Origin of the sequence: Humibacter sp. RRB41 (genome assembly GCF_022761015.1) — a bacterium.
GTDB lineage: Bacteria > Actinomycetota > Actinomycetes > Actinomycetales > Microbacteriaceae > Humibacter.
The window spans coordinates 313,971-338,165 of record NZ_JAKWJQ010000004.1 but is presented as its reverse complement, the minus strand read 5'-3'; the positions used below and the strand labels follow the sequence as shown (position 1 = coordinate 338,165).

Annotated in this window: 21 protein-coding genes; 8 read left to right on the top strand and 13 right to left on the bottom strand. The window is 66.6% G+C overall.

Annotated elements, in window-relative coordinates; genetic code table 11:
- The first annotated feature begins 45 nt into the window (after positions 1–45).
- Positions 46–777: a maleylpyruvate isomerase family mycothiol-dependent enzyme gene (locus tag MJ603_RS12890; RefSeq protein WP_243064125.1), complete on the top strand. Its 732-nt coding sequence runs from the start codon at positions 46–48 to the stop codon at positions 775–777.
- 27 nt (positions 778–804) lie between these two features.
- On the opposite strand, the gene MJ603_RS12885 is transcribed toward MJ603_RS12890, so the two are convergent.
- A complete protein-coding gene (locus MJ603_RS12885) occupies positions 805–1,143 on the bottom strand; it encodes a sec-independent translocase (RefSeq protein WP_243064124.1) in 339 nt (112 codons plus the stop codon).
- A gap of 75 nt (positions 1,144–1,218) precedes the next feature.
- Between MJ603_RS12885 and MJ603_RS12880 the strand changes: the two genes are divergently transcribed.
- On the top strand, positions 1,219–1,851 hold the full coding sequence (locus MJ603_RS12880) for a class I SAM-dependent methyltransferase (RefSeq protein WP_243064123.1): 633 nt from the start codon (positions 1,219–1,221) through the stop codon (positions 1,849–1,851).
- Between the two features lie 137 nt (positions 1,852–1,988).
- On the opposite strand, the gene MJ603_RS12875 is transcribed toward MJ603_RS12880, so the two are convergent.
- From MJ603_RS12875 to dapE, 3 genes are all read right to left on the bottom strand, one after another.
- Positions 1,989–2,162 (bottom strand): DUF3117 domain-containing protein, encoded by a 174-nt coding sequence (locus tag MJ603_RS12875; RefSeq protein ID WP_243064122.1) that lies wholly within the window; start codon positions 2,160–2,162, stop codon positions 1,989–1,991.
- A gap of 91 nt (positions 2,163–2,253) precedes the next feature.
- Positions 2,254–3,507: a hypothetical protein gene (locus MJ603_RS12870; protein WP_243064121.1), complete on the bottom strand. Its 1,254-nt coding sequence runs from the start codon at positions 3,505–3,507 to the stop codon at positions 2,254–2,256.
- Positions 3,504–4,577, bottom strand: coding sequence for a succinyl-diaminopimelate desuccinylase (gene dapE, locus MJ603_RS12865; RefSeq protein ID WP_243064120.1), 1,074 nt, complete (start codon positions 4,575–4,577; stop codon positions 3,504–3,506). The genes MJ603_RS12870 and dapE overlap by 4 nt, the downstream gene beginning before the upstream one ends.
- Before the next feature lie 17 nt (positions 4,578–4,594).
- Here dapE and dapD point away from each other — a divergent pair, with 17 nt between their 5' ends.
- Complete coding sequence (dapD, locus tag MJ603_RS12860; protein WP_243064119.1) at positions 4,595–5,599, top strand: 2,3,4,5-tetrahydropyridine-2,6-dicarboxylate N-succinyltransferase; 1,005 nt, start codon at positions 4,595–4,597, stop codon at positions 5,597–5,599.
- A gap of 96 nt (positions 5,600–5,695) precedes the next feature.
- A complete protein-coding gene (locus MJ603_RS12855; protein ID WP_243064118.1) occupies positions 5,696–8,284 on the top strand; it encodes a penicillin acylase family protein in 2,589 nt (862 codons plus the stop codon).
- A gap of 94 nt (positions 8,285–8,378) precedes the next feature.
- Here the strand turns inward: MJ603_RS12855 and MJ603_RS12850 are convergent, their stop codons facing one another.
- The 4 genes from MJ603_RS12850 to MJ603_RS12835 form a co-directional block, all read right to left on the bottom strand.
- Positions 8,379–9,686: a citrate synthase gene (locus MJ603_RS12850; protein ID WP_243064117.1), complete on the bottom strand. Its 1,308-nt coding sequence runs from the start codon at positions 9,684–9,686 to the stop codon at positions 8,379–8,381.
- Positions 9,687–9,857: 171 nt separating this feature from the next.
- Positions 9,858–10,964 (bottom strand): succinyldiaminopimelate transaminase, encoded by a 1,107-nt coding sequence (gene dapC / locus MJ603_RS12845; protein WP_243064116.1) that lies wholly within the window; start codon positions 10,962–10,964, stop codon positions 9,858–9,860.
- Between the two features lie 9 nt (positions 10,965–10,973).
- Positions 10,974–11,294, bottom strand: coding sequence for a ferredoxin (gene fdxA / locus MJ603_RS12840; protein WP_243064115.1), 321 nt, complete (start codon positions 11,292–11,294; stop codon positions 10,974–10,976).
- A 38-nt stretch (positions 11,295–11,332) separates the two neighbouring features.
- Positions 11,333–11,689 carry a hypothetical protein gene (locus tag MJ603_RS12835; RefSeq protein WP_243064114.1) on the bottom strand — a complete coding sequence of 119 codons (357 nt, stop codon included), beginning with the start codon at positions 11,687–11,689 and terminating at the stop codon, positions 11,333–11,335.
- Positions 11,690–11,849: 160 nt separating this feature from the next.
- Between MJ603_RS12835 and efeU the strand changes: the two genes are divergently transcribed.
- From efeU to efeB, 3 genes are read left to right on the top strand one after another with little or no spacing between them, the layout of a single operon-like run.
- On the top strand, positions 11,850–13,463 hold the full coding sequence (gene efeU / locus MJ603_RS12830) for an iron uptake transporter permease EfeU (protein ID WP_243064113.1): 1,614 nt from the start codon (positions 11,850–11,852) through the stop codon (positions 13,461–13,463).
- Complete coding sequence (efeO, locus tag MJ603_RS12825) at positions 13,450–14,673, top strand: iron uptake system protein EfeO (RefSeq protein ID WP_243064112.1); 1,224 nt, start codon at positions 13,450–13,452, stop codon at positions 14,671–14,673. Before efeU ends, efeO begins: the two co-directional genes overlap by 14 nt.
- Positions 14,670–15,950 carry an iron uptake transporter deferrochelatase/peroxidase subunit gene (efeB, locus tag MJ603_RS12820; protein WP_243064111.1) on the top strand — a complete coding sequence of 427 codons (1,281 nt, stop codon included), beginning with the start codon at positions 14,670–14,672 and terminating at the stop codon, positions 15,948–15,950. Before efeO ends, efeB begins: the two co-directional genes overlap by 4 nt.
- Before the next feature lie 15 nt (positions 15,951–15,965).
- On the opposite strand, the gene MJ603_RS12815 is transcribed toward efeB, so the two are convergent.
- From MJ603_RS12815 to MJ603_RS12805, 3 genes are all read right to left on the bottom strand, one after another.
- A complete protein-coding gene (locus MJ603_RS12815; RefSeq protein WP_243064110.1) occupies positions 15,966–16,409 on the bottom strand; it encodes a hypothetical protein in 444 nt (147 codons plus the stop codon).
- A gap of 167 nt (positions 16,410–16,576) precedes the next feature.
- The gene (typA, locus tag MJ603_RS12810) at positions 16,577–18,499 is read right to left on the bottom strand and encodes a translational GTPase TypA (RefSeq protein WP_243064109.1); all 1,923 of its coding nucleotides are present in this window, start codon (positions 18,497–18,499) and stop codon (positions 16,577–16,579) included.
- A 230-nt stretch (positions 18,500–18,729) separates the two neighbouring features.
- Entirely contained in the window at positions 18,730–20,643 is a 1,914-nt protein-coding gene (locus MJ603_RS12805; RefSeq protein ID WP_243064108.1) for an ABC transporter ATP-binding protein, read from the bottom strand.
- Positions 20,644–20,726: 83 nt separating this feature from the next.
- On the opposite strand from MJ603_RS12805, the gene MJ603_RS12800 reads away from it, so the two are divergent.
- Complete coding sequence (locus tag MJ603_RS12800) at positions 20,727–21,356, top strand: PH domain-containing protein (protein ID WP_243064107.1); 630 nt, start codon at positions 20,727–20,729, stop codon at positions 21,354–21,356.
- A 24-nt stretch (positions 21,357–21,380) separates the two neighbouring features.
- Here MJ603_RS12800 and MJ603_RS12795 read toward each other — a convergent pair whose 3' ends face one another.
- Complete coding sequence (locus MJ603_RS12795; RefSeq protein WP_243064106.1) at positions 21,381–22,484, bottom strand: ABC transporter permease; 1,104 nt, start codon at positions 22,482–22,484, stop codon at positions 21,381–21,383.
- A gap of 43 nt (positions 22,485–22,527) precedes the next feature.
- Positions 22,528–24,060: an ABC transporter permease gene (locus MJ603_RS12790; RefSeq protein WP_243064105.1), complete on the bottom strand. Its 1,533-nt coding sequence runs from the start codon at positions 24,058–24,060 to the stop codon at positions 22,528–22,530.
- Positions 24,061–24,195 lie beyond the last annotated feature (135 nt).

Genomic DNA, 24,195 nt, shown 5'->3' with positions numbered 1-24,195 from the left:
TGCGTGCAGGCGCGTTCCGCGACGCGGTCCCAAGGAATGAACCACATGGACTACACCGACCACATCGACCAGATCGATGCCGCTTCGAGATCATTCGCCACGGTGCTCGAACAAGCGGACACCCGCACGGCCGTGCCGTCGTGCCCGGGGTGGACCCTACGCGATCTGGGCGAGCACGTGATCGACATCCACCGCTGGGCACGCAGCAAAGTGGTCGCCGGACCCGAGAAGACCAGCGCCGTGAGGGACGAATCTGACGACCTCGTGGACGCCGACGCCGACGATCTTCCCGCGCGGCTCCTGGCAGGGGCCGCCGCCCTCGTCACGACGCTGCGTTCCACACCGCCCGCTGCACCGTGCTGGACCCTCTACCGGCCCCACGTCGCCGCCACCTGGGCTCGTCGGCAGGCGCTGGAGACCACGATCCACGTGTGGGATGCCGCACGCGCGGTCGGACGCAACGCGACGATTCCCGTCGATGTGGCCGTCGACGGTGTGCGCGAGGTCGCCGAAGATCTGGCTCCCCGGCAAGTCGCCCTTGGGCGGCTGGAGCCGCTCGCCGTCACGATCGAGTTCCGTCTGCGGCGCGCGGATGCCGAAGAGACGACGGTGCTGATCGGCGGCTCACCCGACCGCATCGATGCGACACTCGAGATCTCACCGGAGGACGCGCTGCTCCTGCTCTGGAAACGACGCGGCCTCGATGAGACGGATGCACGTTGCTCGGGTTCCGCATCCGCGGTACGTGACGTGTTGGCAGCAGCGCTCGTCCCCTGATCGGCAACCCCGTCGGGACGCCGGCTTCTACGTGGCTTCGCTGTCGTACGGAGGCAAGGCCCCCGCTTCGAGCCTGGTGGCCTTGGCGGGCCGACTCAACGTCGGCGCAGGCTCGTCGTCGAGCAGCGCGTCGCGGATGATGCGGCGCGGGTCGTACTGTCGCGGATCGAGTTTGCGCCAATCGACGTCTTCGAACTCGGGCCCCAGCTCCTCGCGCATCTTGTCCGTCGCGTTGTTCGCGAGGTTCCTCAGATTGCGCGCCCACTGCCCCAGCTGGGCCGCGTATTTCGGTAGTCGGTTGGGACCGACGAGAAAGACGGCGATCACACCGATGATCACCAGTTTCTCAATGGTCAAACCGAACACGGATACAGAGTAACGCGTGCGCCTGCGCGTCCGCGCCGCGGGCGGCCGTATTGTTATCGGCAAGGAAGGAAACGAGTGTCACATCACGATCAGAGCTGGAGATTCGCGACCGACATCGTCTCGGAGCCTGAGGTCATCCAGGCAGCACGAGCCCAGTCGCTCGAATTGGGCATCGACGCGATTTCGCCCGCCATCGGTGCGCAGTCTGCCGTCGTCACCGCGGCGACCGCAGCGCGCAGCGTGCTCGAGGTGGGAACGGGGGCAGGCGTCTCCGGGCTCTGGCTGTTGCGCGGCGCAACCGCGGCGACGCTCACCTCGATCGATGTCGAAGCCGACCATCAGCAGGGCGCGCGATCGAACTTCACCGACGCCGGCATCCAGCCGTCACGGGTGCGGCTCATCACCGGGCGAGCACGCGACGTGCTCCCGCGCATGAACGAGAACGCCTACGACGTGGTACTGGTCGACGCCGATCCCGCTGGAGTCATCGAGTACGTCGAGCACGCACTGCGGCTTGCTCGCCCAGGCGGCACCGTTCTCGTGCCGCACGCGCTCTGGAAGGGCCGCGTCGCCGACCCGGCGCAGCGCGACGAGATCACCACGGGTTTCCGCACGCTCGTCACCGAGATCGCCGCCTCCCCCGCCGTGGTGAGCGCACTGAGCACCGTCGGAGACGGTCTTCTGCAGATCACCAAGCTCGGCGAATAGGGACTTCAGCTTCCGCCTCGACTGCCCCGGCACCAGAGTAAACGATCGTCGAGATATGCTCAACAAAAGAGACAGAGCGAACGAGAGCGGATGCCTCAGGCATCCGCTCTCGTTCGATGTTTCTCAGTGCTGGCGTGTCAGCTGCTCGGGATCACTGCAGCGAGCACGTCGTGGAGCTCCTTGGCTTCGGCGTCATTGACCGAAACGACGAGCCGGCCTCCACCTTCGAGGGGAACGCGCACGATGATGAGGCGCCCCTCCTTCACAGCCTCCATGGGTCCGTCTCCGGTTCTCGGCTTCATGGCCGCCATGTAGCTCCCCTTTCGTGGATGTCTCTCCATTATCCGCCATCCTGTGAACGGCGGCGAAATCGCCGGTGAGATCACGTAGCCGTGTGACACTTCACGGCGGCGACCAATCCGCGCCGTCGACGCCCCAGCAGAGCAGAAGCCAGCCCCATTGCAACACGAGGAAGAGCGCGACCATGCCGATCCGATACGTCTTGCTGCGCGGCTGTGCGATCGCGCCGAGCAGCGGTGCCATCGGCGCGAGAAGGCGGAACGTGCTGGACTGCGGAAAGAACACGGCCAGCAGGTAGAGGGCGTATGCGACCAGCCAGAATCGCAGGTCGACGCCGAGGCGGCGCACCGCCGGGCTGAACAACGAGAGCGCGAACAGCGCGAGGATCAGCACGAGAGTGAGGTAGCCCAGCCAGGCCGGAACCCGCAGCCACACCGAGAACCACCAGTCGACAGCCTGGAACCACGGTGCGAACGGCAAAAGATGGTTGGCTCCGATGTAGTCGGAGCGCCAGGTGAGCTCCGTTGCGGTGTAGGCGTTCGGCACGCCGGTGACCAGGCCGGCGATCGCGGGCCAGGCGATGCCGCTGATCCCTGCCACGGCCGTGACGATGACGGATGCCACCCGCTCGCGCATCGGGAACGCATCCTTCTTGCGCACCACCCAGCGGTAGACGACGTGGAACCCCAGCGCCAGCGCGAACGCGAGGCCGCTGGGACGTGTGAACGCCATCACCACGATGGGCAGGAGCATCCACCAGTACTGTCGCCGCAGCAGCAAATAGAGCGCGAGGATCAGGAAGAACAGGTACATCGACTCGGCGTACGCCACCTGGAACAGCGGCGAAATCGGGCTGACACAGAACAGCACGACTGCGAAGAGGCTGACGGAACCCGGCAGGCGCAACGCCATCAGCCGATAGAACAGCAGCGCCGCCCCGAGGCCGAGCCCGAACGACACTGCGACGGCGACGGGTGACCAGGGCAGCGCGGTGGCGATCATCAGCCCTCGCACGACGAAGGGGTACCCGGGAAGGAAAGCCCACGCGTTCTGCTGAAGCGTTCCGTCCTGCCCGGTCGGCAGGGTCTTCGGGTAACCGGCCTCTGCGACGATGTCGTACCAGCGGCCGTCCCAGATCGATGCGAAGTCGAGGTAATCCGGGTGCGGCCCTGTCCACGGATTCTGGCCCTGCACGCCGGCCAGCACCAGCATCATGACCGTGGTGAGCACTCGGGCGAGCAGGTAGACGACGATCACCTTCACCCACCACGGCGTGAGGCGGTACCGGATGCGCAGGCCGGCCGGGAGCATCCGCCGCCTGGCCGTGACCGTGAGGTCGACGCCGGTCCCGGTCACCGCGCCGTGAGCCAACGCCGCAGCCCGGTCTCGCAGGCCACGATCTCGTCGAGCGCGACGCGCTCGTCGTCCGCGTGCGCCTTGAGGGCGTCACCGGGACCGTAGTTGACAGCCGGAATGCCGAGGGCGGCGAACCGCGCGACATCAGTCCAGCCGTACTTGGGCTTGGCCGTTGCTCCGACCGCGCTCAGAAACTCCTGCGCGAACTCGGTGTCGAGGCCGGGACGCGCACCCTCTGCCAGGTCTGCCACGGTCACCTCGTGCTCGCCGAACAGCTCCTCGAGGTGCTCGATCGCCTCCTCGCCCGAGCGAGAGGGAGCGAATCGGTAGTTGACGTGCACCACGCACTCGTCGGGAATGACATTGGTCGCCACCCCTCCCCTGATCAGCACGGCGTTCAGTGCCTCGCGGTAAGTGAGTCCCTCGACGTCGACCTCGCGAGGCTCGTACGTCGCCAGCGTCTGCAGGATCGGCGCAGCCTTGTGGATGGCGTTGTCCCCCACCCACGGCCTCGCCGCGTGGGCCCGCAGCCCCGTCGTTCGCACGTCGACCCGCAGCGTGCCGTTGCAGCCGCCCTCGACCTCGGCGCCCGTGGGCTCGCCGAGCACTGCGAAGTCGGCTTCCAGCAGGTCCGGGCGCTCGTCGGCGAGCCTGCGCAGACCGTTCAGGTCGGAGGAGACCTCCTCGTTGTCGTACCAGAGCCAGGTCACGTCGTAGCGCGGGTCGTCGAGTTCTGCGGCGAGCGCGAGCTGCACGGCGACCCCTGACTTCATGTCGACGGTCCCGCGCCCCCACAGATAGTCGACGCCGCCGAGCGTCTCGAACCTGGTCGGCAGGTTGTCGTTGACCGGCACCGTGTCGATGTGGCCCGCGATCGCCACCCGCTTCGCTCGACCGAAGTTCGTGCTGGCGATGACGCAGTTGCCGAGCCTGGTCACCTCGAGGTGGGCGACGGCGCGTACGGCGTGCTCGATGGCATCCGCAAGCGGCTGTTCGCCGCCCGAGACGGACTCGATGTCGCAGATGACGCGGGTGAGTTCGACCGGGCCGGCCGTCAGGTCCAGAGGCACGCTACTAATCTAGATGCATGCCCGCCGCCGAACCCGACGCCGTCCTGTCAGACTCCGGTAGAGGGGCTGAGCTGCCGACGCACGCCTGGGGCTATGGACTCGTCACCGTTGCCGGAGACGGCACCGTACTCGACACCTGGTATGGCGAACCACGGCTCGGTCGCGCGCTGCACGGCCGTGACCCCTGGCTCGTGCCGGCGGAACTCGAGGCGCAGACGGGCGAGGACGCGACGCGGAACGTGCGCATCGACGCACGTTCTGTCGAGATCGAGATCGCGGCACCCGTTCGAAGCACTCCGGATGCCTACCTGCGGCTCCATCTGCTCTCCCATCTTCTCGTTGCGCCGAACACGATCAATCTCGACGGCATCTTCGGCCATCTGCCGATCGTTGCGTGGACGAATGCGGGCCCGATGCATCCTGCCGACTATGCGCGGCTGCGGCCGGCGCTGCAGCGTGCGGGCATCCAGGCCTCCGGAATCGACAAGTTCCCCCGCCTGCTCGACTACGTCGTGCCCGATCGGGTGCGCATCGCCGATGCCTCGCGCGTGCGCCTCGGCGCCCACCTCGCCCCCGGCACCACGGTGATGCACGAAGGCTTCGTCAACTACAACGCCGGCACGCTGGGCTCCTCCATGGTCGAGGGTCGCATCTCACAGGGCGTCGTGGTCGGCGACGGGTCCGACATCGGCGGCGGGGCGTCCATCATGGGCACGCTCTCAGGAGGCGGAACCCAGCGCATCGCCATCGGCGAGCGCTCGCTGCTCGGTGCCAACAGCGGCATCGGCATCTCGATCGGCGACGACTGCGTCGTCGAGGCCGGGCTGTACGTCACGGCCGGCACCAAGGTCGTGCTGATGGGCTCTGCGCCGGATGCAGACGGCAGACCGCAGACCGTCAAGGCCGTCGAGCTCTCCGGCGTGGCCGGCCTGCTGTTCCGCCGCAACTCGCTCACCGGTGCCGTCGAGGTGCTGCAGCGCAACGGCAAGGGCATCACGCTCAACGCCGTGCTGCACGCCTGACCGCCGACCCGCCTCCGCTGATCGAGTAGCGGAACGACCTGCCGCGCACACGGCGCCCGATAGCATGGCGAGCGGGGGCCGACACGAGGGAGTGAAGTGGGCAGCGATTCGCCGCGCCTGGCCAGGAGGCATCCGTTCTGGCGGTTTCTGGGCATCCTGATCGCCATCGTCGCGACGCTCGCAGTAGTTGCCGCGGTGCTCGGCTTCTGGACTGTGACCCGCTCGTTCCCGCAGACCAGCGGCACCATCTCCATTCCGGGGTTGAAGGCGAAGGCTCAGGTGCAGCGCGACGATGCCGGCATCCCGCAGATCACGGCATCCAGCGCCCACGACCTCTTCCTGGCCGAAGGCTACGTGCACGCGCAGGACCGGTTCTGGGAGATGGACTTTCGCCGTCACGTCACCGCCGGTCGTCTGAGCGAGCTGTTCGGCGCGAGTCAGGTGGGCACCGACGAGTTCATCCGCACCCTCGGCTGGCGGCGCGTCGCCGAGCAGGAGGTGAAGCAGATGGACGCCACCACGCTGTCCTATTACCAGGCCTACGCCGACGGCGTGAACGACTACCTCGCCGGTCACAAGGGCGCCGACATCTCGCTGGAGTACGCCGTGCTGGGCCTGCAGACCCCGGGATACACGCCGGAGAAGTGGACGCCGGTCGACTCCGTCTCGTGGCTCAAGGCGATGGCGTGGGACCTTCGCTCCAACCTCGACGAAGAGACCGACAGGGCGCTGCTCGCCACGAAACTGACGCCCGACCAGATCGCGCAGCTGCACCCGGCGTATCCGTACTCCACGCATCCCACCATCACGGATGCCGGCGGTGGGGACACCGAGACCGGCGCGGCTTCGACGAGCACCGACGCCGGATCAACGGCAGACATCGCGCAGGCCGGCCAGGATGCCGTCGTCACCGCCTCCGCGCTGGTCACGCAGCTGCAGACATCCGTCGATTCCGTGCCGCAGCTCCTCGGCATCGACAGTGACGACATCGGCTCGAACTCGTGGGTGGTCGCCGGCTCGCACACCGCGACCGGCAAGCCGTTGCTCTCCAACGACCCCCACCTCGGGCCCGCTGCCCCGAGCATCTGGTACCAGGTCGGCCTGCACTGTGCGAGCGTGAACGCATCCTGCCCGTTCGACGTCGCCGGCTACAGCTTCTCCGGTCTGCCCGGCGTGATCATCGGGCACAACCAGAGCATCGCGTGGGGCTTCACCAACTTGGGGCCGGACGTGACGGATCTCTACCTCGAGAAGGTGTCGGACAAGGGCTACTCGTACGACGGCAAGGTCGTTCCCTTCACCACCCGCAAAGAGACCATCGATGTCGCGGGCGGAAAGCCTGTGACGATCACCGTGCGCTCCACGAATCACGGGCCGATCGTCTCCGGCGGCGCCTACGACACGATCGCGAAGAGCCACCGCACAGCATCGGGCGGCATCCCCGGCGGAAAGTACGCGCTTTCCCTCGAGTGGACCGCGCTGACCCCAGGGCACACGGCGGAAGCCATCTTCGCGCTGGACCGTGCCACCGATTGGCAGGGATTCCGCGGCGCGGCCGAGCTCTTCGACGTTCCGGCGCAGAATCTGGTCTACGCGGACACGAAGGGGAACATCGGCTACCAGGCGCCGGGCAGCATCCCGATCCGCAAGCAGGGCGACGGCACGACGATCACGCCTGGATGGTCGAGTGCCTACGGATGGAGCGGATACATCCCGTTCGATCAGCTGCCGAGCGTGTACAACCCGCCCGGCGGATACATCGTCACAGCCAACAATGCGGCCGTCGGCCCGAACTCCCCGCTGAATCTGACCAAGGACTGGGACGCCGGCTACCGGGCCGACCGCATCACGGCCGACATCTCGAAGCTGATCGGTTCGGGTCGCAAGATCACGTCGGCCGACATGTCGAAGATCGACGCGGACACGTACGACGCCAACGCCGCGGCCCTCGTGCCCATTCTGCTCGACACGCCCCTCGACACCGGCACCCAGACGGCTGTCGACCTGCTGAAGAACTGGAACTATCACGACGATGCCGACAGTGCCGCGGCCGCCTTCTTCAACATCTTCTGGCGCAACCTGCTGCACGACGCCTTCGCACGCAAGCTGCCGGCCGGAACCGCGCCGGTCGGTGGCGACCGCTGGTTCCAGGTCGTCGACTCACTGGCCACGCAGAAGACCTCGCCGTGGTGGGTCGACGACAAGCTCGGCCTCGAGAACCGCGACGACATGTTCGCCCACGCGGCGGATCAGGCGTATCACGAGGCCGTGAGGCTCATGGGGCCGGAGACGTCGGACTGGAAGTGGGGCGACATCCACACCCTCGAGGTCACGAACGAGAGCTTCGGCGAGTCCGGCATCGCGCCGATCGAGTGGCTGTTCAATCGCGGCCCGTACAAGCTCGGTGGCAGCTCATCCGTCGTGGATGCCGTCGGCTGGGATGCCTCGGCCGGCTACCAGGTGAACTGGGTGCCTTCGATGAGGCAGGTGGTCGATCTGTCGGACTTCGATCACTCGACCTGGATCAATCTCACCGGGGAATCCGGCCACGCGTTCAATCCGCACTACGTCGACCAGACACCCCTGTGGCAGACCAACAGGACGAGGTCGTGGCCGTTCAGTACGGCTGCCGTCACGAAGGCGACGCAGGACACGCTGACGCTGACGCCACCCTCAGCGTCCTGAGCGAGCGAAGCGAGTCGACTCCCCGCTGATCGAGCAGCGCCGCCGAAGGCGACCCTTATCGAGATCCGCAACCGGGTCTCGATACACCGGTGGGTCAGCGACCGGCGGGATAGTCCCGCTCGGCGCGACCAACGTACAGCTGCTGCGGTCGGCCGATCTTGGTGGCGGGGTCGGCGTTGAGCTCGCGCCAATGCGCGATCCAGCCGGGCAGCCGGCCGATCGCGAACAGCACGGTGAACATGCGTGTCGGGAAGCCCATCGCCTTGTAGATGACGCCGGTGTAGAAGTCGACGTTCGGGTAGAGCTTGCGCTGCACGAAGTACTCGTCGTCGAGTGCGATCTGCTCGAGCTCCTTGGCGATGTCGAGCAGGGGATCATGCACGCCGAGCGCCTCGAGCACGGCATCCGCGCTCTCCTTGACGAGCTTCGCGCGCGGGTCGTAGTTCTTGTACACCCGGTGGCCGAAGCCCATCAGGCGCACCCCGTCTTCCTTGTTCTTCACGCGCTCGACGAAGCGGTGCACGCTCTCGCCCGAATCGCGGATGTCGGCCAGCATGTCGAGCACGGCCTCGTTGGCGCCGCCGTGCAGCGGTCCGTAGAGGGCGTTGATGCCGGCGGAGACCGAGGCGAACAGGTTGGCCTGCGTCGACCCGACCAGACGCACTGTCGATGTCGACGCGTTCTGCTCGTGATCCTCGTGCAGCATGAGAAGGCGCTCCAGCGCCTTCGAGACGACGGGGTTCACCTCGTAAGGCTCGGCGAGATTGCCGAAGTTGAGCCTCAAGAAATTGTCGACGAAGCTCAGCGAATTGTCCGGATAGAGGAACGCCTGGCCGAGGCTCTTCTTGTGCGCGTAGGCGGCGATGACAGGCAGTTTGGCGAGAAGGCGGATCGTGGAGAGCTCCACCTGCTCGGGGTCCTGGATGCTCAACGAGTCCTGGTAGAACGTGCTCAGCGCCGATACGGCGCTGGAGAGCACCGACATCGGGTGGGCGTCGTGCGGCAGCGCGCTGAAGAATCGGCGCAGGTCTTCGTGCAGCAGCGTGTGACGGCGGATGCGGTCGTCGAACTCGGCCAGCTCGGACGGCGTCGGCAACTCCCCGTGGATCAGCAGCCACGCCACCTCGAGGAACGTCGAGTTCGCGGCGATCTGCTCGATCGGGTAGCCGCGATAGCGCAGGATGCCCGCATCGCCGTCGATGTACGTGATCTCCGAACGGGTGGCGGCCGTGTTCACGAAGCCGTAGTCCAGCGACGTCAGCCCGGTCTGCTTGGTCAGCGTGGAGAAGTCGATGCTCGACGCGCCCGCCGTACTGGGAAGGATCGGGAACTCCGCCGAACCGCCCGGATACGTCAGAGTGGCTCGCGCGTCGCTGTCTCCTCCGTCGTGACCTGCGTTCACTGCGCCTCCTTCGAGCCTGCGCCCATTCCTGACCGTTACTGCGGATCGTGCCCGTACAGCCTACGGGCAAAGCCGGTCCACTGTGATTCCCGCCAACGGACTCCGACGTCGACGCAGCGATGCGCACAAGGCACCCCACGTTCGGGGGTGATTTCGGAGACGCCGCTCGCGTCAGAGGGCGGCGAGGCGGTCGGCTCCGGCGGCGATGCGCTCATCCGTCGCCGTCAGCGACAGCCGAACGTGATTCGGGTGGAACTCCCCGTAGAACACGCCTGGACCGGCCAGGATGCCGATGTCGGCCAGTCTCCCGAGCGTCGTCCAGGCATCCTGCCCCTCACTCGCCCAGAGATAGAGCCCCGCGTCACTCTGATCGATGCGGAACCCGGCGGCCTCCAGCGCAGGCTTGAGCACCTGCCGTCGCGCGCGGTATCTGGCCACCTGTTCGGCGACGGGTTCGTCGTCGCGGAGGGCCACCACCATGGCCGCCTGCAGGGGGCCCGGCAGCATGAGACCGGCGTGTTTGCGCACGGTCAGCAGTTTGGCGATCAGCGCGCGGTCGCCGGCGAGGAATGCCGCCCGATAGCCCGCCATATTCGACTGCTTGCTCAGCGAGTACACCGACAGCACTCCTGTGCGGTCATCGCCGACAACCCTCGGGTCGAGGATGCTCGGCACGGGCTCGCTCGCCCACCTGCCTTCCCAACCCAGCTCGGCGTAGCACTCGTCGTTCGCGATCACCGCGCCGAGGTCCCTCGCACGGCCGACCGCTCGGCGCAGGAACTCCTCGTCGAGCACGCGACCGTCGGGGTTGCCGGGCGAGTTGAGCCAGATCAGGCGGGTGTCATCGGGCCATTCGTCCGGGTCGTCGCACGCCACGGCGCGCGCCTGCACGATGGCGGCGCCGATCCCGTAGGTCGGGTACGCGGCACGCGGATGCACCACCGTGTCGCCTGGTCCGAGGCCCAGCAGAACGGGCAGCAGTGCGACCAGTTCTTTGGAGCCGATCGTCGGGAGCACGGACGACGTGTCGAGCCCCGGCACGCCCCGGCGACGCTCGTACCACTCGACGATGGCCTCGCGCAGCGCCGGCGTTCCCGCCGTCTGCGGGTAGGCATGGGAATCAGTCGCGTCGGCGAGGGCACGGCGAACAGGCTCGGGGGTGGCGTCGACGGGCGAGCCGATCGACAGGTCGACGATGCCGTTCGGATGCCTGCTGGCACGCTCCGCGTACGGCGCGACGAGATCCCACGGGTAGTCGGGGAGGTCGGGGCGGGTCACCTGATGCCCCTAGTGGTTCTGCGGGGGCAGCGCCGCGATCAGCGGGTGATCCTTCGCGATGACGCCCACCTTGGCCGCACCGCCAGGCGAGCCGAGGTCGTCGAAGAACTCGACGTTCGCCCGGTAGTAGTCGCTCCACACCTCGGGCAGATCGTCTTCGTAGTAGATCGCCTCGACCGGGCACACCGGCTCGCAGGCTCCGCAATCCACGCATTCGTCGGGGTGGATGTACAACGACCGTTCACCCTCGTAGATGCAGTCGACGGGGCATTCATCGACACAGGCCCTGTCCTTGACATCCACACACGGCAAAGCGATGACGTACGTCACGGTCGGCTGGCTCCCTTCGAGCTCGCGAAAGCGCCTAGTCAGTCTATGACGCGGCGCCCGGGCCAACCGACGACGAGCAACGAGACGACGACTGCGCCGCCGATCCAGACCCAGCCGAGCGTGCTGTTCGTGATGAGCACCGATCCTCCGAAGCTCCTCTGGGAGAGCACACCGATCGCCACGAGTGCGCCCAATCCGGCGCAGGCCGCGTTCAGCCGCCCCCCGGAGAGCAGACGGATGCCCGCGAGCAGGCAACCGAGCGCCGCCAGCGCGACGACGACGCCCCACGGGAGCGCGAGGGTTCCGATGGTCGCGCTGTGCACCATCGTGCCCAACGTGCCGAAGATGATGCCGGCAACCAGCAGCAACACGGCGACGAGCACTCTGACCAGCATGCGCTCATCCTAAGTGCGCGGGCGCCGCGGTCGCGGCCCGCTGAGCGGACCCTTGGAGCTCCGGTGCGCAGGTGGACAGTCGAGCGGATGGCGGCTAATCTCGATCTAGGTAAGGTAAGCCTTACCGAAATCCACCCGACATCCTCACGAAGGCTCCGCTGTGCTCGCAACCCTCGTCATCGGCCTTCGCGAAGGGCTCGAGGCGGCGCTGATCGTCGGCATCATCGCCGCGTTCCTGAAGCGCAACGGCGCATCCCTGAAGCCGATGTGGCTCGGCGTCGGCGTCGCACTCGCCCTCAGCGTCGCGATCGGGTTCACCCTCCAGGCGATCGAAGCCGGCCTCCCCCAGGCAGCCCAGGAGGGCATGGAGTCCATCATCGGCGTCGTCGCCGTCGTCTTCGTCACCACCATGATCCTCTGGATGAAGAAGAACTCGCGTGGTTTGAAGAAGGAACTGGAGCGCGAGGCGGCAGCCGCCCTCGGGAGCGGAACCACCTGGGCACTGGCCGGCATGGCATTCCTCGCCGTGCTGAAAGAGGGGTTCGAGACCTCCGTCTTTTTGCTGGCCACATTCCAGGCGTCGACCAGCGCGGGTGCTGCGGCGCTCGGCGCGGTGATCGGAATCGGCCTCGCGATCGGGATCGGGATCGGCCTCTACACGGGCGGGGTCAAGCTCAACCTCTCCAGGTTCTTCACAATCACCGGGTACTTCCTGATTTTCGTGGCCGGCGGCCTCGTGGTGACCACGCTGCGCACGGCGCACGAAGCCGGGTGGATCTCGATCGGCCAGCAGCCGACCATCGACCTCTCGTGGTTGGCACCGATCGGCTCCGTGCAAGCGGCGTTGATCACCGGTGTCCTCGGCATCCCCGCCGACCCGCGCGTGATCGAGGTTCTCGGCTGGCTGCTCTACGTCGTGCCACTGCTCGCGATCACCGTCTGGCCGAAGCGACTCCGTCCGACCGGCGCCGCCGTTCCGAAGGCGATGCTGGGAGCAGCTGGCGCCCTCGCTGTCGCCGCCATCGTGCTCGCACTCGCCGTCCCCGCAGGCTCCGGTTACACGGCGCCTGCATCGGCTCCGCTGAGCAACGGTGGCACTGCGACCTTCGCCTCTACCGGTACGGCAGCGAAGCTCTCTGTCACCGGCGGTGCCGCCGCCGATTACCGGTTCGGCGGTTCGTCGAGCACGACGAATTCCGGCGCCGACCGCGTCTGGAGCACCACGGTGACTGCGCATCCGGCGGACCGCCCCTCGTCGCTCACCCTCGATGAGCTGGTCGAACTCACGGGCGGCCGCATCCCCGTCGGCATCGACCCGACGCACGCACCCGGTCCGTACACGACGACGTGGACCAGCACCTCGCGCGTCACCGCCTACAGTCACGGCGACGGACTCGTGGATGCCTCAAGCCGCGTTCGCACGGTCGTCACCGTCTCCGCCGGCGGCCTCAACGGGCCCCGTGCGTTCGCCGTGCCCGACGCACAGGCCGCGTGGTCCGTGAAAGCCGCACACGTCGCCGACGTGAGCGACGCGATCGCGGCGGCACAGACATCCGCCGGCGAAGCGATGCTGTGGAAGCTGTGGCTCCCGCTGGTCTTCGCGATCGCCGCCATCGCGCTCGCGGTGCGCGCACTGCGCGCCCGCCGCGCACTGAACTCCTCGATTTCGACCGCACAGCCGGTCGCCACTCCGCCCGCCCCGGCAACCGCCGACGTCGCCGATTCCACGACGTCTTCGACCCCCACCAGGAGCACAACCTATGCAGCCAAGTAGCCGCAGGCGCCTTTCGGGCGCAGCGACCGCAGCGACAATCCTGAGCGTCGCACTCCTTCTCGCCGGATGCGCGAGTGACGCCGGAGCAGCGAAGCAATCCACCTCGGGCGCCGCGCAGGTGAAGATCACCATGACGAACGACGGATCGAAGGATGTCTGCGCCATCGATCACCCGTCGGCCGCCGCCGGCCCGATCACCTTCACCGTCGAGAACAAGAGCGCGACCGGGATCACCGAGGTGGAGCTGCAGAGCGACCAGCGCATCATCGGCGAGAAAGAGAATCTCGCGCCCGGCCTCAAGCCGGTGAGCTTCACGCTCACCCTCGGCGGCGGAAAGTACACCGTGTACTGCCCCGGCGCTGGCGAAGAGAACCAGACCTTCACCGTCACAGGAAAGGCCGCCGCTCCCAAGACCGGCAGCGTGCAGACCCTGCTGAACGACGGCTCGAAGCAATACGCCGGCTACGTCGACGACCAGATCGTCGGCCTGGTGCAGGGCGTCGGCACGTTGAAAGCTGCCATCGACTCCGGTGACGTCGCGGCGGCGAAGAAGGCGTACGGCCAGGCGCGTCCGTTCTACGAGCGCATCGAGTCCGACGTCGACGGTTTCGTGCTGCCCGGCACGAAACCGAACGACAACGCCGGCAACCTCGACTACCTGATCGACATGCGCGCGTCGAACCTCGACGATTCAGTGGGCTGGCACGGCTTCCACGCCATCGAACGCGATCTGTTCCAGGCGAACGCCATCACTGACGGCACGAAACAGCTGGCCACCGAGCTGCAGACCAACGTCACGACTCTCGCCGGGCTCGCCAAGAAGCTGAACTACAAGCCGGAGGACCTCGCCAACGGCGCAGCAGGCCTCCTCGAAGAGGTGCAGTCGGAGAAGATCAAGGGCGAGGAAGAGGCGTTCAGCCACATCGACCTCGTCGACTTCGCGGCCAACGTCGAGGGCTCGCAGCAGGCCTTCGAATACCTCAAGCCCGGTCTGACCAAGATCGACGCGACGCTGACCAAGCAGATCAGCACGCAGTACGACAAGGTGAACGCACTGCTCGACACCTACCGCGACCCCTCGGCGATCGGCGGTTACGTCACCTACACGCCGGCGCTCAAGGCGAGCGATGCGAACAAGCTGAGCCAGGCGGTGCAGGCGCTGCAGGATCCCCTGTCGCGCCTCGCCGAGAAGGTCGCAACCGCTCAATGACAGACGAGTCTCGGCCGGACGACGCGAAGGATGCCCGTCAGCGGGAGCACCTGAGCCGTCGCGGCCTCTTCGCGATGGGTGCCGGCGGCTTGGCCGTCGGCGCCCTCGCCGGCGTGGGCGGCACGTTCGCCGCACAGGCGCTGACACACGACGACCAGGGCGACTCCGTCGACGCATCCCTCAGCTATCCGTTCTACGGAGGCGGGAACCAGGCCGGCATCCGCACGGAACCGCAGCGCCACTGCGTGTACATGACGTTCGACATCGACCCCGGCAGCACGCTGACCGACCTCGAGTCGCTGTTCGCACGCTGGTCGGCGGGAATCGCGCAGGTCATGCAGGGCAAGCCGGTCGGCCAGGTGCAGCCGAGCCGTCCCGGCGCCGTCGGGCAGGACACCGGCGAGGCCGTCGATCTCGGACCGAATGCGCTCACGGTCACCCTCGGCATCGGCCCGGACGTGTTCGACGAGCGGTTCGGTCTCGCCTCGAAGAAGCCGTCCCTGCTGAAGCATCTGCCCGCTCTGCCGAGCGACACGCTGCAGAAGAGCCTCACGGGCGGCGATCTCAGCCTGCAGGCCTGCGCGGAGGATCCGCAGGTGGCGTACCACGCCATTCGCGACCTCGCGCGCATGGGGCGCGGCACGGTGAGCACCAGGTGGACGGTGATGGGCTTCGGCAGGGCCTCGGCAGGGCAGAACCAGACGACGCCCCGAAACCTGATGGGGTTCAAGGACGGCACCCGCAACATCCGCTCCGACGATGAGTTCCGGGATTTCGTCTGGCTGAACGACGATGCCGGATGGATGTCGGGCGGCACATACCAGGTAGCGCGCAAGATTCAGATGAACATCGAGATCTGGGATGCCGACGCTGTCGGCGACCAACAGACGGTGTTCGGGCGCCACAAGGACGACGGAGCACCGCTGAGTGGCACGAAGGAGTTCGATGCCCCGAACTTCCACAAGATGGCACACGGCGAACCCGCCATAGCACCGAATGCCCACATCGCTCTCGCCGCCCATGAGAACAACAAGGGTGTCAAGATTCTGCGCCGCTCCTACAACTACACCGACGGCATCAACCAATACGGTCAGCTGGATGCCGGGCTGATGTTCATCGCCTACATGAACGATCCGGCGCACTTCGTCACGCTGCAGACACGACTCGGCTCCTACGACCGGCTGAACGAGTACATCGCGCACATCGGATCGGCGGTCTTCGCGGTGCCGCCCGCTCCCGAGAGCGGGCACTTCATCGCGGAGAAGCTCTTCGCGTGACCGCGTGCGGTGTGGCTACTTCTTCTGCGTGACCGTGTAATTCGCGACCCAGCCCTTGTGGTTGTCCTTGGCGACGACGACGAGCACCGAATACGGCTCCTTCGTGAACGACGCCGTCGCCCCGGTATCGGTCTTGCTGTTCATCCCACGCGTGAAGCCCGCCCCGGCGAGCTGATCGCCGATCGCGTCACCTGCATCGGCTCCCATCACCTTCACCGTGACGTTCCAGACCTTCTCGTTCGACGAGCCGACGGATGCCCCGTAGATCACTTCGCCCTTCGCGAGGGGCACCTCCTTGGGGAAGTCGGACGGCACGGACTTGCCGCCCAGATCGACGTGTCCGTGCGTCACGTTCTTGACGATCCCCTGCACGCTGCAACCGGTCAGAGCCGCGGCCGAACCGAACGCGAGGGCGAGTACCAGCGGAACGGCGACCGCGGCGCGTCGGACTCTGGTCATGATGGACTCCCGATGATCGAAGAGCCGGGCCCGGACGTCGTCGACGGGACCGACATCCGTAAGGTAACGCCTTCCGGCGCTCCTGTCATCAGAGATTCTAAGGAAATCTCAACCTTTTCTCAGGCAAGAGAACGTCTCGGAGAACCCCGCAGGGACCGCCAGGGCGCTCAGGCCAGAGTCTCGCGCTTCAGACGGGCGGTCTGACGTCCACGGGTCTGCTGGTCGAGGATCACCTTGCGAATGCGCACGATCTCGGGCGTCACTTCGACGCACTCGTCTTCACGGGCGAACTCGAGGCACTCCTCCAAGGTCAGCTGCCGCGACGGCGTCATCGACTCGAAGTTGTCGGCGGTCGACTGCCGCATGTTGGTGAGCTTCTTCTCCTTGGTGATGTTGACGTCCATGTCGTCGGCACGCGAGTTCTCGCCGATGACCATGCCCTCGTAGACCTCTTCGGTCGGGTTCACGAAGAACGTCATGCGCTCCTGCAGAGCGATGATCGCGAAGGGGGTGACCACGCCGGCGCGGTCGGCGACGATGGAACCGTTGCTACGCGTGACGATCTGGCCCGCCCATTCGCCGTAACCGTGGGAGATGCCGTTCGAGATGCCGGTGCCGCGCGTGATGGTGAGGAACTCGGTGCGGAATCCGATGAGCCCGCGAGACGGCACGATGAACTCCATGCGCACCCAGCCCGTTCCGTGGTTCGACATGTTGTCCATGCGTCCCTTGCGAGCGGCGAGCAGCTGGGTGATCGCACCGAGGTACTCCTCCGGCGCGTCGATCGTGAGGTGTTCGTACGGCTCGTGCACCTTGCCGTCGACGCGCTTGGTGACCACCTGAGGCTTTCCGACGGTCAGCTCGAAGCCCTCACGGCGCATCTGCTCCACCAGGATGGCGAGGGCGAGTTCTCCGCGTCCCTGCACCTCCCAGGCATCCGGGCGCCCGATGTCGAGCACGCGCAACGAGACGTTGCCGACGAGTTCGCGGTCGAGCCGGTCCTTGACCATGCGCGCCGTGAGCCTGTGACCCTTCACCTTGCCGACGAGCGGCGAGGTGTTCGTTCCGATCGTCATGGAGATCGCGGGCTCGTCGACGTGGATCGCGGGAAGGGGTCGGATGTCCTCGGGATCGGCCAGCGTGTCGCCGATCATGATGTCGGCGAAGCCGGCGACGGCGACGATGTCGCCGGGGCCCGCGCTCTCGGCCGGGTAGCGGTCGAGAGCCTTGGTGATCATGAGCTCGGTGACCCGCACGTTGTGCACGTCGCCGTCGTGGCGCACCCAGGCCACGGTCTCGCCCTTCTTGATCGTGCCGTTGAAGACGCGGAGCAGCGCGAGGCGGCCGAGGAACGGCGATGCATCGAGGTTGGTCACGTGCGCTTGGAGCGGCGCTTCGTCGTCATACGTCGGAGCGGGGATGTGCGTGAGGATCGCGTCGAACAGCGGCTCCAGGTCGGTGCTGTCCGGCAGTTCGCCGTTCGCCGGCTCGTTCGCGGATGCCCGCCCGGCCTTGCCGGAGGCATAGACGACGGGAACGTCGAGAATCGCATCGAGGTCGAGATCCGGCACATCGTCGGAGAGGTCGGAGGCCAGGCCGAGCAGCAGGTCCTGGCTCTCGTGCACGACCTCCTGGATGCGGGCATCCGGGCGGTCCGTCTTGTTCACGGCGAGGATCACGGGCAGCTTCGCCTCGAGCGCCTTGCGCAGCACGAACCGGGTCTGGGGCAGCGGACCCTCGCTGGCATCCACCAGCAGCACGACACCGTCGACCATCGACAGACCGCGCTCCACCTCGCCGCCGAAGTCGGCGTGGCCTGGCGTGTCGATGACGTTGATCGTCACCGGGTTGCCCTTGCCGTGCTCTGCCGCGTGCTTGCCGTTGTACGAGATCGCCGTGTTCTTGGCGAGGATCGTGATGCCCTTCTCACGCTCGAGCTCGTTCGAGTCCATGGCACGCTCTTCGACGTGCGCATGCTCGGAGAACGAGTGGGTCTGGTTCAGCATGGCGTCGACGAGCGTCGTCTTGCCGTGGTCGACGTGGGCGACGATCGCGACATTGCGCAGATCATTGCGGGAGCGGATGGCCATGGCGGAGTCCTCGAAATGGAAGAAAGTGAGTCCACCCGCTACGACGCGGGCGATGGAAGCCGGGCGCTCGCTTCAGTGGATTGCGGGCACGGCGAAAGGCGGGAAGAACCCGCCCGCACTAGCTTACCGGAGGATGCCTGAACGTCGCGCCAGCCGGCACGCGCAGCGGCGGCCGCACACCGTGAGGGTGTGCAGCCGCCGAGCGAATCGGACCGCTTGTACGGCGCCGATCAGTCGGTGGGTCGTCCGTCGTTTCCGCGCGACGGATCCTCGCGGCCTTCGTCGAAGTCTTCCGCTGCCGCGTAGTGCTCGGGTTCCGCGTACTCGCCAGACGCCCGGTGCAGCGAAGGGTCGTTGTACTCGTCGCTGCCGGCGGCCAGGATGCGCGCCCGAATCTCGCGACGCTCGCGCTGGATCTCCGGATCCGGCAGCGGCACGGCGGCGATGAGCCGCTGCGTGTACGGGTCCTGCGGGTTGCGCAGGATCTCGTCGCGCGTGCCGACCTCGGCGAGCCGCCCGAGGTGCATCACGGCGATGCGGTCGGCGAGCACGTCGATGACCGCGAGGTCGTGCGTGATGAAGAGGCAGGCGAACTGGAATTCGCGCTGCAGGTTCTTGATCAGCTCGAGCACTGTCGCCTGCACCGACACGTCGAGGGCGGAGGTCGGCTCGTCTGCGATGAGCAGGTCGGGGTGGAGCGAGAGTGCGCGGGCAATGCCGACGCGCTGCTTCTGACCACCGGAGAGCTCATGCGGGTAACGGGTCATGTACGACTTCGGCAGCTCGACGCTGTCGAGCAGATCGGAGACCTCCTTGTCCAGCGCCCTTCCCTTGATTCCGTTCGCCAAGAGCAGGGGCTCGCCGATCGACTGCGCGATGGTCATGCGCGGGTTCAGCGACGACGCGGGGTCCTGGAACACGATGCCGGCGTTCTTGTGCACCTGGCGCACGCGCTTGCGGTTCCACTCCGAGAGGTCGACACCCGTCACGTTGAGCACACCGGAGGTCACCGGCAGAAGTCCGATCGCGGCACGGCCGAGGGTCGTCTTGCCTGAGCCCGACTCCCCCACCAGCCCCATGACTTCGCCCTTGTGCACCGTCAGGTCGACGCCGTCGATGGCGCGGAACGCCTTCACGCGACCGTGGCCCGGGTATTCGATGACGACGTTCTCGAATTGGAGCACCGCCTCGCCCTGCTCGCTCTGCTCTGCGACCTGCTGGGCCTCCACGAGCGCCCGCTCGTTCACCTCGATCTGCTCGAGCAGGCCGGTCGGAGTGTCCGCCTCGTCGAGTGCCGCCGCGGCGAGCGCGACGGTGACGTCGATCTCCTCGCCGTCTGCTCCCTGCCCGAGGTGGGGGACGGCATCCAGAAGCGCCTTGGTGTACGGATGCTGCGGCTCACGGAAGATCTGCAGCGTCGGCCCCGCCTCGACGACCTCGCCCTTGCGCATGACCGCCACGTGGTCGGCGAGATCCGCGACCACGCCCATGTCGTGGGTGATCAGCAGCACCGCGGAGTCGAGCTTGTCGCTCAGGTTGCGGATCAGGTCGAGAATCTCGGCCTGCACCGTGACATCCAGAGCCGTCGTCGGCTCATCGGCGATCAGGAGGCCGGGATCGCACGAGATCGACTGCGCGATCATGGCGCGCTGCCGCTGTCCGCCTGAGAGCTGGTGCGGGTAGGAGTTGAAGGCCTTCGCAGGGTCTGGCAGCTCCACCAGGCGCAGCAGTTCGATCGCGCGGTCCTTCGCCTCGTGCGGCGAGATTCCGTAGTGGATGCGCAGGGTCTCCACGATCTGGAAGCCGACGGTGAGCACCGGGTTCAGCGCCGTCATCGGTTCCTGGAAGATGACCGCGATGTCCTTGCCGCGGATGCCGCGCATCTGCGCGGAGTTGAGTCCGCGCAGCTCTCGGCCGTTCAGCTTGATCGAGCCGCTGACCCGACTGTTGCGCGGCAGCAGGTCGAGCACCGACATCGAACTCACGGACTTGCCGGAGCCGGACTCGCCGACGAGCGCCATGACCTCGCCGCGCTTGATCGCGTAGTTGAGCTTCTTGACCGCTGGAACCCAGAAGTTGTCGACGGCGAAGTCGACGCTCAGATCGGTCACCTGCAGTACTGGGGTGTTGTTCTCCGGTGCCATCAGACGGCGGCCCCTTCTCGGCGCGATTCGGCCGCGAGTCGTGCGTGCACGGAACTGGGAGCGGATGCTGACACGATGGAGTCATGCAGGGTTCCGCGGCCGACGACCGTGATGTGTTCGTTTCGAGGTTCAACCGCGGACTCGCGGTTCTGGCTTGGGTACTGGATGCCGGCGTGCTTGTCGCCTACATCTGGGCGCATGCCGGGCTGCGTGATCCGTTCATGATCGTGCCGGTCGCCTTCGTCGCGCTGGCCGCGTGGGTCGCATTGTGGCGACCGCGCGTCAGCATCGACGACGAGGCGATCGAAGTGCGCAACGTGTTCCGCACGCTGACCGTGCCGTGGGCTGCGCTCATTCACGTCGATACCAAGTACGCGGTGACGCTTTACACGCCGGGTCACCATTACAGCGCGTGGGCCGCGCCCGCCCCCGGCCGCACCGGCGCCGCGATGGCGGCGCGCAAGCAGGACCGTGGTCGCGTCGCGATGGCGCCGGTCAGCCAGGACGGCACCATCCGCCCCGGCGATCTGATCGCCAGCGAGTCCGGTCAGGTGGCGTACCTGATCAGAGAGCGCTGGGCGCGACTGCGCGAATCGGGCCGCATCGAGGCAGGACTTGCCGACGAGACGTCCGTCGGCATCCGTGTGCACTGGTGGCTGAACGGCGCGCTGCTCGTGCTGCTCGCCGGCAGCGTGCTGGCCTTCGCGCTGTAGCGGCATATATCGAGAGGCGGCCACTTAGCGTTCCGCCTTGCCGCCGGAGTCGCCGTCCGCCGGCGTCACCTTGTGCGCCGCGATCGACACGTCGAGGCGGGTCGGTGCGTCGGTGCCCGGCTCGTCCGGCTCAGGCTCCTTGGTACGACGCAGACTGAAGCGCTGCTGCCTGGGGTCGAATGCCTCGCGCAGACCGTCACCGACGAAGTTCACGCAGAGCGCGAGCAGCACGATGAAGACGGCCGGCCACCAGAACAGCCACGGGCGCGTGGTGAACGCGCTCTGGTTCTGGCTGATCAGCAGACCGAGTGACGAGTCCGGCGGCTTGATGCCGAATCCGAGGTAGCTGATCGCGGTCTCGAGCAGGATCGCCGAGGCGATCAGCAGTGTCGCGGAGACGATGATCACGCCGACCGCGTTCGGAAGGATGTGCCGGAAGATGATGCGGGCATCCGAGGCACCTGCGACCCGTGCGGCTTCCACGAACTCCCGTTCGCGCAGTGCGAGGAACTCCGAGCGCACCAGCCTCGCGATGACCATCCACGAGACGAGCGCGAGCAGCGCCGCCAGGCCGAACGCTCCGAGGCCGTTGGCCGTGCGGCCGACGATAGCGCCGACGACGAGGGCTGGGATGACGATGAAGATGTCGGTGACGCGCATCAGCACCGCGTCGACCCACCCTCGGTAGTAGCCGGCGATCGCGCCGACGACCACTCCGAGCACGGTGGCGAAGATGCCGATCACCAACATGACCAGCACGGAGTTCTGGATTCCCCGCATCGTCAGGGCGAAGTAGTCCTTGCCGATCCGGTCCTGCCCGAACGGGTGGTCGCCGAAACTGAACGGCCAGAGCGTGAGTGACGGCGCCCCTTGGTTCACCTGCGGGTTCAGCTGCTGGTACGTGTAGTGCCACCAGCCTGGGATCGGTCCGAGTCCGATCGCGGAAATGGAGAACACCAGGATCAGCACGTAGAGGATCAGGGCTATGACGGCCACCCTGTTCTTCATGAAGCGGCGGAAGATGATCCGCCCCTGGCTCTCGCCCTTCTTGCCGCCGTCGGGATCGACGATGTCGACGGCGCCGCCGCTCAGGCCCGGTTCGGGAAGATTTCCTTGCAGTGTGCTCATGCGGCCACCTCCGTAGCCGTTTGTTCGTCTCGCGTCAGGTCGCTCATCGCACACGCACCCGTGGGTCGAGGACCGAGTAGCTCAGATCGGCCAGGAAGTTGAAGGCGATCGCCGTGATCGCGACCACGAGGAAGTAGCCCATGACCGGGTTCACGTCTGTTCGCGAGAGGCCGGCGATGAAGAGCTGGCCCATGCCGCTGATGCCGAACACGTTCTCCGTGATCACCGCACCACCGAGCAGAGCGCCGATGTCGGTCGCCACGAGGGTGGTGATCGGGATCAGCATGTTGCGGAACGCGTGCCGAACGATCACGGTGCGCTCGGGCAGGCCCTTCGCTCGCGCGGTTCGCACGTAGTCCTGTCCGAGTACCTCGAGCATGCCGGAACGGGAATACCGGGTGTAGCTCGCGAAGCTGATCGCAAGAAGGCTCAAGGTCGGCAGCAGCAGGTGCGAGAACGAATCGAGGCTGGTGACCCAGACGTCGCTTTGCAGGCCCGGAGTCGATGACCCGATCGTCGCAAGCGGGCGATCGTTCGTGATGTCCATGTAGGCCGACCACGAGCGCATCAAACGGTCGAGCACGATCACACCGGCGCTGAAGAAGGCCGTGAACGCGCCGATGCGCATCATCAGCCCGCGGTCGTAGCCGCCGACGAAGAATCCGACGAGGAGTCCGACACCGATGGACACGACGGCCAGGATGATCAGCGTCCCGAACGACGAGGCGTTCAGCAGCCACTGCAGCCCGAAGTAACAGGCGATCGCGATCACGACGTTGATGCCGGCTGTGAGCAACGCCTTGCGGTTGTGCAGACCCGCGAGCAACGCGACGACGCCGAAACCGATCGCCGCACAGAACACGATGACGACGACCGGGCCGAGCGACGGGTTGGTGAACCAGTCGGTCAGAGACATGTATCCGAGGATGAGCGCGGTGACGACGCCAGAGATCAGGAACGTCAATCCGCGCTTGCGCCACGATCCGCCGACGATCAGCTGAACTATCAGGCCGACCACGACGCCCCAGATCACGAGCGCGAGGGGCGATAGCTTCGCGTCGGCCAAGAAGTTGTTGTAGCCGAGCGCGATGAAGCTCTTCAGCAGCACTGCCACGAGGAACGACGGCAGCGAGAACAGGAAGAAGCTGACGAGCGTGATCGAGTAGTCGAACCCGGTGTAGGCCCGCAGAGCCGTGATCATGCCCAGCGCGACGCCGAGAACGATGGCCAGCACGAAGGCCACGGTGACCAGCTGCAACGTCGAGGCCATCGCCTGCGGAAGCAGCTGAGCGACCTCCTGGTTCTGGAAGGTCGAGCCGAGGTCGCATCCGCCGCCGATCGGCACGATGCATCGGGCGACGCCGCCCAGCCACAGCAGCCATCGGACCGGCGACGGAAGGTCGAGGTGCTGCGTCGAAACGCGCGCGTCGATCAGTGCCTGACGGTTCGGGGAGATGCTGCCTTCGAGATCTTGAAGGGGGTCTCCCGAGTTTGCCGCAAGCACGTACATGATGAACGACGCGGCGATCAGGATCAGAACGGAGACGCCGATGCGTCTCGCAATATAACTCACCATAGAGATTGGAACCTCTGCTAACGGGGGGCGACCGCATCGAACGGCGACATTGCCGAAGAGTGCGTATCAGATGGTACGCCGGAGCGAGCCTGCCCAGCGACGGGGCGCCGAACCTTAGAGGTTCGACGCCCCGTG

What these genes read in the sequence shown, in the direction of transcription:
- MJ603_RS12875 (WP_243064122.1), bottom strand. Translation starts at nt 2,162, where the DNA reads ATGGCGGCCATGAAGCCGAGAACCGGAGACGGACCCATGGAGGCTGTG.
- dapD (WP_243064119.1), top strand. Translation starts at nt 4,595, where the DNA reads ATGCCCGCCGCCGAACCCGACGCCGTCCTGTCAGACTCCGGTAGAGGG.
- MJ603_RS12790 (WP_243064105.1), bottom strand. Translation starts at nt 24,060, where the DNA reads ATGGTGAGTTATATTGCGAGACGCATCGGCGTCTCCGTTCTGATCCTG.
- efeB (WP_243064111.1), top strand. Translation starts at nt 14,670, where the DNA reads ATGACAGACGAGTCTCGGCCGGACGACGCGAAGGATGCCCGTCAGCGG.
- MJ603_RS12805 (WP_243064108.1), bottom strand. Translation starts at nt 20,643, where the DNA reads ATGGCACCGGAGAACAACACCCCAGTACTGCAGGTGACCGATCTGAGC.
- typA (WP_243064109.1), bottom strand. Translation starts at nt 18,499, where the DNA reads ATGGCCATCCGCTCCCGCAATGATCTGCGCAATGTCGCGATCGTCGCC.
- MJ603_RS12835 (WP_243064114.1), bottom strand. Translation starts at nt 11,689, where the DNA reads ATGCTGGTCAGAGTGCTCGTCGCCGTGTTGCTGCTGGTTGCCGGCATC.
- MJ603_RS12890 (WP_243064125.1), top strand. Translation starts at nt 46, where the DNA reads ATGGACTACACCGACCACATCGACCAGATCGATGCCGCTTCGAGATCA.
- MJ603_RS12795 (WP_243064106.1), bottom strand. Translation starts at nt 22,484, where the DNA reads ATGAGCACACTGCAAGGAAATCTTCCCGAACCGGGCCTGAGCGGCGGC.
- efeO (WP_243064112.1), top strand. Translation starts at nt 13,450, where the DNA reads ATGCAGCCAAGTAGCCGCAGGCGCCTTTCGGGCGCAGCGACCGCAGCG.
- MJ603_RS12815 (WP_243064110.1), bottom strand. Translation starts at nt 16,409, where the DNA reads ATGACCAGAGTCCGACGCGCCGCGGTCGCCGTTCCGCTGGTACTCGCC.
- MJ603_RS12800 (WP_243064107.1), top strand. Translation starts at nt 20,727, where the DNA reads ATGCAGGGTTCCGCGGCCGACGACCGTGATGTGTTCGTTTCGAGGTTC.